Origin of the sequence: Spartinivicinus ruber (genome assembly GCF_011009015.1) — a bacterium.
In the GTDB taxonomy this organism is placed as follows: Bacteria; Pseudomonadota; Gammaproteobacteria; order Pseudomonadales; family Zooshikellaceae; genus Spartinivicinus; species Spartinivicinus ruber.
In genome coordinates, this window is sequence record NZ_CP048878.1 from 3,174,408 (window position 1) to 3,187,844 (window position 13,437).

Annotated in this window: 10 protein-coding genes; 5 read left to right on the top strand and 5 right to left on the bottom strand. The window is 40.8% G+C overall.

Annotated features, from left to right (window positions below; translation table 11 throughout):
* The first annotated feature begins 540 nt into the window (after positions 1–540).
* Positions 541–891 carry an ArsR/SmtB family transcription factor gene (locus G4Y78_RS14760; RefSeq protein ID WP_329604964.1) on the top strand — a complete coding sequence of 117 codons (351 nt, stop codon included), beginning with the start codon at positions 541–543 and terminating at the stop codon, positions 889–891.
* 225 nt (positions 892–1,116) lie between these two features.
* Here the strand turns inward: G4Y78_RS14760 and nfuA are convergent, their stop codons facing one another.
* Positions 1,117–1,701, bottom strand: coding sequence for a Fe-S biogenesis protein NfuA (gene nfuA / locus G4Y78_RS14765; protein ID WP_163833749.1), 585 nt, complete (start codon positions 1,699–1,701; stop codon positions 1,117–1,119).
* 220 nt (positions 1,702–1,921) lie between these two features.
* On the opposite strand from nfuA, the gene metH reads away from it, so the two are divergent.
* The 4 genes from metH (at position 1,922) to G4Y78_RS14785 (ending at position 9,004) form a co-directional block, all read left to right on the top strand.
* Positions 1,922–5,620 carry a methionine synthase gene (gene metH, locus G4Y78_RS14770; protein WP_163833750.1) on the top strand — a complete coding sequence of 1,233 codons (3,699 nt, stop codon included), beginning with the start codon at positions 1,922–1,924 and terminating at the stop codon, positions 5,618–5,620.
* Positions 5,621–5,633: 13 nt separating this feature from the next.
* Positions 5,634–6,956, top strand: a complete 1,323-nt coding sequence (locus G4Y78_RS14775) for an MATE family efflux transporter (protein WP_163833751.1) — start codon at positions 5,634–5,636, stop codon at positions 6,954–6,956.
* Positions 6,957–7,011: 55 nt separating this feature from the next.
* On the top strand, positions 7,012–8,004 hold the full coding sequence (locus G4Y78_RS14780; RefSeq protein WP_163833752.1) for an aminopeptidase: 993 nt from the start codon (positions 7,012–7,014) through the stop codon (positions 8,002–8,004).
* Between the two features lie 238 nt (positions 8,005–8,242).
* Positions 8,243–9,004 carry a substrate-binding periplasmic protein gene (locus tag G4Y78_RS14785; protein ID WP_163833753.1) on the top strand — a complete coding sequence of 254 codons (762 nt, stop codon included), beginning with the start codon at positions 8,243–8,245 and terminating at the stop codon, positions 9,002–9,004.
* Between the two features lie 55 nt (positions 9,005–9,059).
* On the opposite strand, the gene G4Y78_RS14790 is transcribed toward G4Y78_RS14785, so the two are convergent.
* The 4 genes from G4Y78_RS14790 to G4Y78_RS14805 form a co-directional block, all read right to left on the bottom strand.
* Positions 9,060–9,275: a hypothetical protein gene (locus G4Y78_RS14790; protein WP_163833754.1), complete on the bottom strand. Its 216-nt coding sequence runs from the start codon at positions 9,273–9,275 to the stop codon at positions 9,060–9,062.
* 329 nt (positions 9,276–9,604) lie between these two features.
* Positions 9,605–10,033, bottom strand: coding sequence for an exonuclease/endonuclease/phosphatase family protein (locus G4Y78_RS14795; RefSeq protein ID WP_163833755.1), 429 nt, complete (start codon positions 10,031–10,033; stop codon positions 9,605–9,607).
* Positions 10,017–10,631 (bottom strand): sphingomyelin phosphodiesterase, encoded by a 615-nt coding sequence (locus G4Y78_RS14800; protein ID WP_163833756.1) that lies wholly within the window; start codon positions 10,629–10,631, stop codon positions 10,017–10,019. Before G4Y78_RS14800 ends, G4Y78_RS14795 begins: the two co-directional genes overlap by 17 nt.
* Before the next feature lie 281 nt (positions 10,632–10,912).
* Positions 10,913–13,405, bottom strand: coding sequence for a DUF1631 family protein (locus tag G4Y78_RS14805; protein WP_163833757.1), 2,493 nt, complete (start codon positions 13,403–13,405; stop codon positions 10,913–10,915).
* Positions 13,406–13,437: the final 32 nt, after the last annotated feature.

Below are 13,437 nucleotides of genomic sequence, written 5' to 3' on the forward strand. Positions count from 1 at the left end.
AATTTTTACTATCTGGTGAAATATTCCGGTTAGTTCGAATTAATAATTAAAGTAATTTAAGTCGGTTTTTCCTGCCAAGATAAATTGTCTGAAAACCGACTTAACGAAAAACTGTTTGTTTTTTGTTCTTAATTTCAGTTATCGCTTTTGTATATTACAAAAGCTTTTAGATAGTGTGTTGTTTACTCTTCCCGAATGATTTTTAGGGTTTATTATCATTACTCAACGGCCCCATAGTTATTGAACCTTGTTACAATTGGTGTCTGACTTAATTTGTCAAGTTTTAATACATGTGAAGTAAAACTTTGTGTCATTCCATTCCCCATTGGCTTTTTTCGAAAAACCAAGAATACTCTAAAGCCTACGTGCTAAGAGCCTTTGATAGTGGGCAAAATAAATGTACGAGAGTTTTTGTTCTGATTAATCTAAGTGTTTTAAAACGAGTGTTTGAGATATTCGCTAAAAAAGTTTTGTTTACTATTTGTCATTTGGTGTTCATTTAGATTACGATAAGCGCAAATAGATAATAAGAATATGTATATGCAGTCAATAACACCAGAACTACAATCCTTTCCTATGAATATACAAACAATGAAGCTGAAAGTATGTCAGGCAGCGACGCTACTCAAAGCCATTAGCAATGAAAATCGGTTGCTGATTCTGTACCACTTAGTAACAGATGGCGAGATGTCTGTGGGTGCATTGAATGATGTCCTGGACCTGAGTCAGTCTGCTCTTTCCCAACACTTGGCGGTATTGCGCAAAGATGGCTTGGTTAAAACCCGTAAGCAGGCACAAACTGTTTACTACTCTCTCACCTGTGAGAACACCCGGCAGGTGTTAAGCTTGCTGCATCAATTATATGGAGAGCAACAACAAACAGCGCACTAAAGAATATGCATGAAAAGACTAGCAAGTTATTTCATGCACACTCCTAATTGACGTTGACGAATTGTTGTTAGAATAAAATCAAACAGTTAAATATTCATGGCCTTTAACCTCATTAGAGAAAAAAAGAGGTCATGAATATTTAAATCAGTTATGACACTGACATAAGTTGGAAAAGTGTTTTAAACCCAGTAGCCTGATTAAATATTAAAGGCTCTCATATTCATGCTAACGGTAATAAGCATTTTCCCTGAAACTATGGTCGGTCACATCCCTCACCCCTTTTAATTCTGGGATTTTTTCCATTAACGTACGCTCTATCCCATCTTTTAATGTAACATCCACCATTCCACAACCTTGGCAACCCCCACCAAACTGTAAAACAGCAACATTTTCTTCAGTAATCTCAACTAACGACACCTGTCCTCCATGGGAAGCTAGGCCTGGATTAATTTCTGCTTGCAAGTAATAGTTTATTTTGGCGTCTAACGGGCTGTCTTCACCAATTTGTGGTACTTTTGCATTAGGTGCTTTGATGGTTAACTGGCCACCCATTTGGTCTTTTGCATAATCAACCAGTGCATCTTCCAAATAACTTTCACTAGCCGCTTCAATGTAAGCAGTAAAACCATTCAGAGGCATTTCAATGTCATTCTCTTGAGATTCACCTGGTTTGCAGTAGGCAATACAGGTTTCTGCATAGGGTGTACCTGGTTGGGTAATAAAAATACGAATCCCTATCCCTTCCACATTTTGCTTTGCCAGCAAGTCGGCTAAATAAACTTGAGCATCATCAGTTACGGTTAAACTCATGGTAGGCCATCACCTTATAATCAATTACATCAATTGCATTGATTGTACGCCAAGTTTCACCTGATATAAATCCTTACTAAATTGATCAAGTATTAACAGGATACCCAGCAGGTAAATTTCAATCATTGCAGAATATAAGCCATTATCAATCAATAACTTATTTCTGTTATGATTGCCCAGCAAGGCATTTTTGATAGATTAATCGCTTCAGGAAACCCACATGGCTTCGGAAAATCCACGTATAGCGCAACTTAAACAAGCCCTGGCTGATCGTATTTTGATCCTTGATGGTGCAATGGGGACGATGATTCAGTCTCACCGTCTGGAAGAAGCCGATTATCGTGGTGATCGGTTTGCAGATTTAACCCAAGAGGTCAAAGGCAACAATGACCTGCTCTCCATCACCCAGCCTGACATTATCAAGTCTATTCACCTGGCTTATTTAGAAGCTGGTGCTGATATTGTTGAGACTAACACCTTTAACGCAACTCAGGTTTCCCAAGCCGATTACCAACTGGAGCAGTTAGTCCAAGAAATTAATGAAAGCTCTGCCAGATTAGCCCGTCAAGCAGCCGATGAAATGACAGCCAAAACACCCGATAAACCAAGGTTTGTTGCCGGTGTCTTAGGCCCAACCAGCAGAACAGCAACGATATCCCCAGATGTCAACAACCCAGGGTTTCGCAATGTATCCTTTGATCAACTAGTTGAAAATTACTGTGAGGCCACTGAGGCCTTGATCAGGGGTGGGGCTGATATCATTTTGATTGAAACGGTATTTGATACCCTCAATTGTAAAGCAGCGATTTTTGCAGTCCAAAAGACCTTTGATCAGCTGGACGTTGAGTTGCCCATTATGATTTCAGGCACAATCACAGATGCTTCTGGGAGAACCTTGTCCGGCCAAACCACGGAAGCATTCTGGAACTCAATCGCCCATGCCAACCCTATTAGTGTCGGCTTAAACTGTGCTCTGGGAGCCAAAGAGTTACGCCCTTATGTAGAAGAGCTGGCCAATAAAGCTAATACCTATGTTAGCGCTCATCCGAATGCGGGGCTGCCCAACGAGTTTGGTGAATATGATGAAACTCCGGAAGACATGAGCCAAATTGTTGAGGAATTTGCCCAAAGTGGCTTCCTGAATATTATTGGTGGCTGTTGCGGTACCACACCGGCTCATATCAAAACCATTGCTGATACCATGGCAAAATACCCACCCCGCTGTATTCCCAACCTACCTGTAGCCTGTCGATTAAGTGGTTTGGAGCCATTGACGATTAGTTCTGAATCACTATTTGTGAATGTAGGAGAACGAACTAATATTACCGGTTCTGCCCGATTTGCCCGGTTAATTCGCGAAGAAGACTACGAAACTGCGTTAGAAGTGGCCCGCCAACAAGTTGAAAATGGCGCTCAAATCATTGATGTCAACATGGATGAAGGGATGCTGGACTCCAAGCAGGCAATGATTACTTTCATGAATCTCATAGCCTCCGAGCCAGATATCAGCCGGGTACCAATCATGGTGGACTCCTCTAAGTGGGAAGTCATTGAAGCAGGTTTGAAGTGTATTCAGGGTAAACCGGTGGTTAACTCCATCAGTTTAAAAGAAGGCGAAGCCGACTTTATTGAAAAAGCCACGCTCTGCCGGCGTTATGGTGCTGCTGTAGTGGTGATGGCTTTTGATGAAACTGGCCAGGCAGACACAGCCCAGCGAAAAAAAGATATCTGTAAACGTTCTTACGATGTGCTGGTGGATAAAGTGGGATTCCCTCCCCAGGATATTATTTTTGACCCGAATATTTTCGCCATCGCAACAGGCATTGAAGAACACAATAACTATGCTGTTGACTTTTTTGAAGCCACCCAATACATCAAACAAAACTTACCCCATGCCATGATTTCTGGTGGGGTTAGTAATGTTTCTTTCTCGTTCCGGGGCAATAACCCTGTGCGTGAGGCCATTCATGCAGTCTTTCTTTACCATGCTATTAAAGCTGGCTTAACCATGGGGATTGTTAATGCGGGTCAGCTAGCCATTTATGAAGACATCCCTGCTGAACTAAAAGCAAAAGTAGAAGATGTTGTGCTGAATAAGCACCCTGACGCGACCGAATCTTTATTAACTGTTGCTGAGCAATTCAAGGGCGATGGGGTAACCAAGCAAGAAGAAAATTTAGTCTGGCGCAGTTGGCCGGTAGCAAAACGGTTAGAGCATGCCTTAGTAAAAGGGATCAACCAGTTTATTGTTGAAGATACCGAAGAAGCCCGTCAGGCAGCCAGTCGCCCTATTGAAGTCATTGAAGGCCCATTAATGGATGGTATGGGTGTGGTGGGTGACCTGTTTGGTGAAGGAAAAATGTTCCTACCTCAAGTAGTGAAAAGTGCCCGAGTGATGAAACAGGCCGTTGCCCATTTAGTGCCGTTTATTGAAGCAGAAACAGGTGATGCAGCACAGTCTAAAGGCAAAGTACTGATGGCCACGGTTAAAGGGGATGTTCATGATATTGGCAAAAACATTGTCGGTGTAGTGCTGCAGTGTAATAACTATGATGTCATTGACTTAGGGGTGATGGTGCCCTGTGAAAAAATCCTCCAAACCGCTAAACAGGAACAGGTGGATATGATTGGATTAAGTGGCCTGATCACACCTTCTTTGGATGAAATGGTCCATGTTGCCAAGGAAATGCAGCGCCAAGGGTTTACTATTCCCCTACTGATTGGTGGTGCTACAACATCTAAAGCCCATACTGCTGTTAAAATAGAGCCTCAATATGAAGGTGCGACGGTGTATGTACCGGATGCTTCCCGTTGTGTCAATGTGGCTACCCATCTGTTAAGTAACGAGTTAAACCCAACTTTTGTTCAAGCACGTCGTGAAGAATATACCGTCATCAGAGAGCGTAACGCTAACCGCAAACCAAAGACAGGCCCTGTGCCTTATGAGCAATTACCTGAACGTAAACTAAAGCTAGACTGGCCAAATTATACGCCACCTACCCCTAGCTTTACGGGTAAAAAAGTATTTGATGACTACCCACTGGAAAAACTGGTGGACTTTATTGACTGGACACCTTTCTTTATTGGCTGGGATCTGGCCGGTAAGTACCCGAAAATTCTCCGTGATGAAGTGGTTGGTGAAGCGGCTACTAATTTATTTAATGACGCCCAGAAAATGCTCAAGAAAATTATTGAGCAAAAACTGATTAAGGCCCGAGCCATTATTGGTTTTTGGCCAGCCGCTCAAGTGAATAACGATGATATTGCTCTATATACAGATGCTACTAAACAAAATCAACTCACCACCCTACACCACTTACGCCAACAGGTAGATAAAGTACCTGGCAAACCCAATATGTGTTTAGCTGACTATGTTGCCCCAATTGACAGTGGTATCACTGACTATGTAGGTGGCTTTGTAGTCACTGCGGGTATTGGTGCAGAAGAGCTCGCCAAGTCCTATGAAGAAAAGCATGATGATTACAACAGCATTATGGTGAAAATCCTTGCTGACCGTTTGGCTGAAGCCTTCGCTGAACATATGCATCAGCGGGTTCGGGAAGAGTTCTGGGGGTATAGTCCAGCCGAACGCTTTTCTAACGAAGAACTTATCAAGGAGCACTACAAAGGTATTCGCCCTGCTCCTGGCTATCCTGCTTGCCCAGACCACACAGAAAAAGCGACACTATTCAAGCTATTAGATGCAGAAGCTAGCATTGATGTGAAGTTAACTGAGCATTACGCCATGTTCCCAGCTGCGGCGGTCAGTGGCTGGTATTTCTCCCACCCTGAATCAAAATATTTTGCGATTGGCAAAATTGACCAAGACCAAGTGGCCAGTTACGCCAAACGTAAAAATATGACAGTCACTGATGTAGAACGCTGGCTAGCACCCAACCTGATCTATGACCCTAAGTAAGGGTTTTTAGCCTATGACTCAATCTCGACTGAAGGCCTTGCTCACACTTGGTTTACCCATTATGGGCGCAATGATGTCGCAAAGCCTGCTAAACCTGGTTGATGCAGCCATGGTAGGATCACTGGGAGAAGTGGCGCTGGCAGGTGTTGGCTTTGGTAGTTACGTTAATTTTATTTGTGTTGCTTGTCTGATTGGCCTGTCATCGGGGGTGCAAACCTTGGTGGCACGCCGGGTTGGAGAAGGCTCTGTCATCAGTGCCCCTAGCCCAGTGATGGCAGGCTTATGGTTGGCTGTATTAATTGCCCTACCTGTTAGTTTACTACTGTTTTTGTTAGGCCCAGTTTTTATTCATTGGTTGAATGCTGATACTACCGTAGCAGAAGCAGCCACTCCCTATTTTCAAGCAAGAGTGCTGGGTATGTTTGGAGTGGCACTGAATTTTTGCTTCCGTGGCTTTTGGAATGGCATAAGCCAGTCCATGATGTATTTACGGGCACTGTTAATCATGCATGTGCTTAATGTAGCCATCAGTTATTGCCTAATTTTTGGTGTCGCAGGTTTTCCTGCTATGGGAGCCACTGGAGCTGGACTGGGTACAACCCTATCACTCTATATCGGCAGTGGTATTTATGCTTGGCTGTGTTGGCGGTCCAGAAAAGACTATAACTGGCAACTCAACTGGCCTGGATCAAGGGCTTTACGACAAATTATTAGCCTGTCATGGCCGCATTCTGTACAACAAGTATTGTTTGCATTAGGCGTGACAGTGCTATTTTGGATCATCAGCTTGGTTGGTACCCATCAATTAGCCGTCGCCCATGTACTGATAACCCTTGCGTTATTTTTAATTTTGCCTGGGGTTGGATTGGGAATGGCCGCTACCTCTTTAGTGAGCCAGGCCATCGGCCGCAAAGCCAAGGAAGATGCCTATCAGTGGGGCTGGGATGTAGTCAAAGTCTCTGCTGGGATTTTAATTTTATTAGGTGCCCCTTTTATCATTTGGCCTGAGCTTATTCTAAGTATTTTCCTCAAATCACCGGAAGTGATTGCAATGGGGGTTATTCCTTTACAGGTTACTGGCGTTATGATGGTCATTGATGCCACTGCCTTGGTGTTATCTCAGGCATTATTGGGTGCTGGAGCCAATAAAACCGTCATGACCGTTAATTTATCCAGCCAATGGCTACTATTCTTGCCTATGGCTGCCATCATCGGTCCTATTCTTGGTTATGGTTTAGTGGGTATCTGGTGTTTACAGGCTTTTCAACGGTTCATTAATTCATTGATTTATGGCTGGATCTGGTATCAGCGTAAGTGGCAAAAAATTAGGCTGTAACATTTTACAATTTATAGCTCTCAGTCTGTTTCTAGCTTTAACAGGCTGTAGTGAATTGCGCTATTATCACCAGGCCTGGCAAGGGCAATGGCAGCTGATTCGACAGCGAGAGCCAGTCACCTCGGTTATTAATAATGAACAGACACCAAAACAACTTAAACAACAGTTACAGTTGGCACAGCAGTTAACTTTGTTTGCTAAAAATAAACTCAAGCTACCAGTTAATGGCAATTTCCAGACTTATACTGATACCAAGCGTCCTTTTGTGGTATGGAATGTCTTTGCCGCTCCCCAGTTTTCTACCCAGCCTTATCAATGGTGTTATCCCTGGCTAGGCTGCCTCAGCTATCGAGGTTACTTTACTGAGCAAGCAGCTCAACAAGAAGCTGAGCAATTAGAGCGTGAAGGGTACGACACCTATGTAGCCGGGATTAAAGCCTTCTCGACTTTAGGTTGGTTTGATGACCCACTGTTAAATACTTTTATTTATTTTCCAGAATTAGAGCTGGCCAACCTGATTTTCCACGAGCTGACTCATCGCTGGTTGTATGTACAAGATGATGTGGATTTTAATGAAAGCTTAGCAACGACTTTGGCTATTATAGGTGTTAAACAATGGTTTGCAGATCGTGAGCCTCAAGCCGTTACTCGGTTAAAGCAACGTTTTCAGTTTGATCTCGAATTCAGTCGCTGGCTATTGAGTTATCGTGATCAATTGGAACAGCTTTATCAGCAGCCACTGTCAGTAAAAGACATGACAACCAAAAAACAACAGCTGTTGGCTGATATTCGAATAAGTTATCAGCAAAAAAGGCAACAGCAGTGGCATAACCAGCCCCATTATGATCACTGGATCAATAGCCAGCTGAATAATGCAAAACTAGCAACAGTAGCTACCTATTATCGTTGGGTCCCTGCCCTGCTGACACTTTATAACCAGCATCAAGGTAACCTTGATCAGTTTATGAAGGCTTGCCAACAACTAGCGACAGCAACTTATCAAGTACGACAAGATAAGCTCCATAAGCTAGCCTCTGCAGCACAGTAGGAAACAATATAAAAGAATAATTAGTTTTCTATTATGCGAAATCTTTCTAAAGGAATACTGGTCATTTAAAAACTCTACTTTTATGATGGTATAATAACAATTAGTTTAATCAATAATAAATATTACTTTCCTAATAAACTTCTTTTAATTAAGGGTATAGTCATATACCGATGAGTGGATGTTGTAAAAAGTTATTAGCTTTACGGCACTCTCTCATGAGCGATAGAGGATAATTATAATGCCATCACCTCTGAAGCACGTTCTCTACATAAGCTGTGTTCTTTTTTCCTGCTTCAGCTTTGCCGTTGACCGCAATGCTATCGTTATTGCCACTGGTGAATGGAAACCTTATGTCACCAATACCGTTGAAGGCAAAGGCTATGTAACTGAAATCATCACAGCCGCATTAAACAAAATTGGCATCAAACCCATTTATAAATTTATGCCCTGGCGTCGCTGTGAAGCTCTATTAAAGTACAGTAAAGTGAAAGCTATTTTTCCTTATGGCCACACGAAAAAGCGAATAAAATACTATACGTATTCTGCCCCGATTGCGGAGTCTAAAAACGTTTTTTTCTACCTAAAAAATAAGCAAAAGCAACCACCGCATCAATGGCAAAGTTTAGCCGACTTAAAAAACTATACATTCGTCATTCCTAATGGTTATGCTGATGAGAAAGCACTGCGCAATGCAGGCTTATCAGTGCATCTTACCAGTAATGAGAAAGAAGCGTTCAGTGAGCTGTTAAAAGGAAACTATGACTTTCTCCCATTAGCCGAGCTTGTTGCTTGGGAGCTGGTAAGAAGTGAATACCCTAACCAAGTCGATCGATTTGCTACGCTAAAAAAACCCCTATCTTCTCGTCCCCTTCATTTGTTAATTAATAAGTATGACAAAAGTGGCAAAGATATGCTCAGTCAGTTTAATGCAGCTTTAGACGAATTTAAGAAAACACCTGAATATACTGAAATTTTACAAAAATATAATATTCCTTTTTAACAGTTTAACTTAGAATAACCCAAGCCCACGATCAAGTTTTATCGAACAACATCCTCTAAAATTCTCTTAAGCCAGCAATAATAATACTTATAGCCACACAATATTGAATAATAATCACTATCCAAAAAAGTGTTGGCGTTGTACTCTTGTGTATATCAAAGAAGTCTAAAGGATTTATGTAATCAAAAAGGCTTCCTGCTTCAGTACTTTTTTCTCTTAATTCCAACGTTGTGATTATTAATAAGATAATACCAATTATAATAAGCCACATGCTACTAACCTAAAAATACTAGTTCATATTAAGACTATTATACTCACCATGAGTGATTTTTATAAGGCATCAGTACCTTGTTATTATCGTTCAGGAACTTCACTTAAAACTCATTCGTGTTGTTATCAGCATATAGACCAGCCCTGAGTTACTCTTCTTCGTATGAGGGTAGATCTTGATTTATATTGAGGTGTAGGAAAGTAAAAAATGCAGCAGCAACTATTATATATAAGCTTAACTGGAACGGTGTAAGTGGATTTATTCTTATAGAAAAAGAGAAACCACCATTAATAATGGTGGTTTCTCTGACAAATACAATGGAATATTAATTAAAAGTAAAATGTACTGACGACGGGATAATGGTCTGATAAGTCACTATAATAGCCGTTACTGTAAATACCGTGTCCCCAGCTGCCTCTTAAATAACTCCAGTACCAGCTTTGATCAGACTTTAATGGAATGACTTCCATATTAGATGAACTAAGTGGTTGTTTGAAGTCATTATGGCTCATCACATAATCCAGGGTATCATTGTAAAATAGGCTGAAATCGTTGTAATAAGCATTAGCCTTCGCTACCCAGTTGGTGCTTGAGGAAAATGAGCCGTAGTTTGATTTTGTATAATTCAGCTGACAGCGGCAGGCAGCTACCATATCATTCACATGATGCTGTTTACTAAACTCTACATTTAAGTCACCAGCTATAATCACCGGCTGGTATGAAGGTACTCGTAAGGTGTTTTTAATCCATCCATCCATTCATTTCTTTCAGTTGATTCATACGATAAGTATGAGCATCAGGTGCATCATCTTCATCCGCTTGTAGATGGGTGCCAACCACATTAAAAATGGTTCCATTTTTGTTGATCTTGACTAAAGCAGCACCTTTATTCGCCTTATAGTCCCAGGTTGCGGAGTGCGAAGCATAATAAATATAAGCATGTTTTTCGGTAATAGGATAACGGCTCATAATAAATACACCGCCTCTAATGACAACAACACCACTAGAGCAATTACCATTCAGTGAATTCCAACCGTACCCAGAGCAACTTTGTCCGACTACCGGTGTGCTATAGGGGTAAAGATCGGCTAAATGGGAGGTAATTGTTGAATAAGCATCATCAGTAAATGCTTCGTTAAAAACGATAACATCAGGTAGATTAGTTAACTTCCTAATTGCATTAGGTGTACGTTGTAGCCGATTAGTTTGGTCCCAGTCTTGATAACCTAATTGCATGATATTAAAAGTCATCACCCGAAGTGAGTTGCCTGCATTGGTTATAGAAGAAAATAACAAGGAGATAGGTATTAAAAAAGCAAAAATAGCAATGCGCTTTTTAATAGTAAATAATGACATGGTACACCTTTAAACCAGTTAAATTATTTATTTTTAAGTAAGTGCGCACTGAGAGGTTTAGATAGTATACAGTTAACATTTTTATGTAAACGTACTATCCATATTTGTTTGGAATAAATAATGCCCAAGCGTATCAATATAATTTTTTTGTTTGTATTTACAAAAAGAAAGCTTTGCGTCTAGATAGGAGTTGTGCAGCAAAATAAAGAATACTAAATCAAGCCAGTAGTTTTTAACTTAAATAAACAATTAAAATAAACTTTAACTTGTCTAGCCGCTTTTTAACTGCTGCGATGTTGACGAATAGTGGCCACGACTGACTCTAAGGCACTGTCAAAAGTAAATTGGTTTTCTAGTACTTTGGCATAACCATTTTGAATATCCAATAGCAAATCGTCTCTTGAACGCTCAAACAGTTTAAAACCATGATTATCAGTAAAAACGTATTTCTCAAGACTTGGAGAATGAAAAGCGACTTTACAGCGAGTAAACTCTCCTTTAATCATATAGTTCATTCGAGTCCCAGTCCTTACCTTATTTACTAGACTTAGCGTTTCTGCCATTGACAAGCGGTCAGGCTCTGTTTCTGCAGTGGTTGTTTTATCGACTTCCTCTGGTTGACTCTGCTTAGATTTTTCTGTTGTAAATGAAAACTCCAATGGTTTATCTGAAACTGAAGTTGTTTCTTCCTTTTGAGAGGGCTCCTCTTCAGTAAGCTCTTCGGCTGCTGGCTCAAGTTCAATAGATATTTCTGATAGTGTATCAGGCTCCAAGTTCTCCTCTTCTGTTTCAGAAAGACTGACTTGCTCAACTTTTTTTGTTGTTTGCTTGAGCTGTTGGTAGTCATGACCTACCGCTTGCTGAATTTTCTCAGCTAATTTTGCTTGTGCCTGCTGTTGTTTGAGCGCTTCCCTGGCTGCTTGCTCTTGGGCTAGCTTCCCGAAGATTGCTTTCGCTTGAGAGTCTTCAACAGGTTCAGATGATGTTTCTATGTTTTTATTCAGTGGATTAATAAACTCGCCTTCAGCCTTTTTAATAAAAGACAAATGGATATCTTTTAATTGCTCCATAAAGTGGCTTTGAATAAGTTCATCAATTTGGCAATCTGCAAATATCCTTTCGATTCCTTTTACAATTTTAGGTAACTCACGCATTAACTCATTTTTCTGCAAAGCACTTTGACCTACAGCAGTTGACCATAAAATTTTATCAAACATCTCAACCACTGCTGTTCGTTCATCACTCAACGGCAAGTGCTTCATAAAGGAAATGTGCAATACTTTCGACCAAACCTTTTCTAATAAATGATGGAAAAACATTGGCTTTTGCATCTTGCTAATAGGCATAACTACATATTCTTTAACAGCCGCTTCTGCCTCTCGTATGCGTTCTTCTTGTTCCGCTTCAATGCGCGCTTGTTCAGTAATTGATGACTCTTGTTGGCTTTCTGATTCGATCAAGTGAGATAGAAAATCCTTCGTCTTACTTTCTAACGCCTGAATTTGGTCTTTATTTGTCGTGAAATTATGGGTTAACTCATCAACACACTCATTAATCATATTAAATGCATCAGATTCTGTCGAAGTCACTCGGTAACTAATTTCAGTTAAATTGTTTAATAGCTGCTTCGCTGGATGTTCTTGTTCGATAAATAAGTCTGCATCTGATAATGCCAAACGCATATAGGGAATTTGTAACTGCATCAATAAAGCAGAAACAACTGGAGGAATACCCCTATCATTTTGAATAAACTCAAACATCAACCCAGCCAGGTTGATAATATTCTCACCTGAATGGCTCATAACACTGTACTGAGTATCAGATGAATTGCGCTGAAGATTCTCTGCTAAGGTTTGATGCACATCAGAGATGCCAGCGTGATCGCTTAATTTTGCTGAGTTCTGAATTACCTCTAGCATCTTGTCCACATCCTTATTGGATATTGTGACGATGGACTTATCATCACCAATATCCTCAGGTACATGGGATAAACTAGGTTTATTGGTTTCAGTACCTGCTAACAATGCCGAAATATCAGCTGATTGAATCAATTCCAGAATATTAAGGTCAAAATCCTCGGGTACTTCTATGAGTTTGCTACCGACAGAAGCACCATGGGACTCAGCTAATGCTTCTTCTCGCTCCCGAGCAGGGGCCTCTTCAAGGGTGAACCCGTTATTCTCTAATTGTTTTCTAATACCGAGGTATAAATGTTTAAAGTTAGGGAATAGCCGGTCGCGAAACTGTTTTCGTAATATTTGGTCAAGTGAACTGTTTAATTTGGCTTTTGTTAGGCTTTCTTGCAAACACTCCCCCACACAATGAGGAAAAAAAGGTATATTTTCCTGGGTAATATGCGCCTCGGGCATTGCCTGAGAAAAACCACTGACAATCGGTACCATCACAAAATTAAAGGCACTTAAACTACTTGCAATCATTCGCTGCACAACCAGTTTTTCTTCAAGGTCATCATCGCTTACTAAGCTGAAGCCACTTTGCTTTAATTTATCTGTGTACGCTTGCTTGGGTTGGTTTAGAGCCTTTTCAAATTCTTGCCACTGGGTTGTGAATGCACTGACCATAACAGGGCGGCTTTTACAAAGCTCATCTGCCAGTTGCAAATAGTCTTCTGACTCTTTTCCTAGTTGATCAAGCTGTTCCTGTACTGCATCCAATAGCACATTATATTGTCTAAAAATCTCCTTTTTTGCAGCACTAATCAGCTTCGCAATCAATGCTGGCAATGGCTTAATCATGGAGTCAGAGGTAGGCATGGATAATAAACTTACAATAATTAATTTAGCTA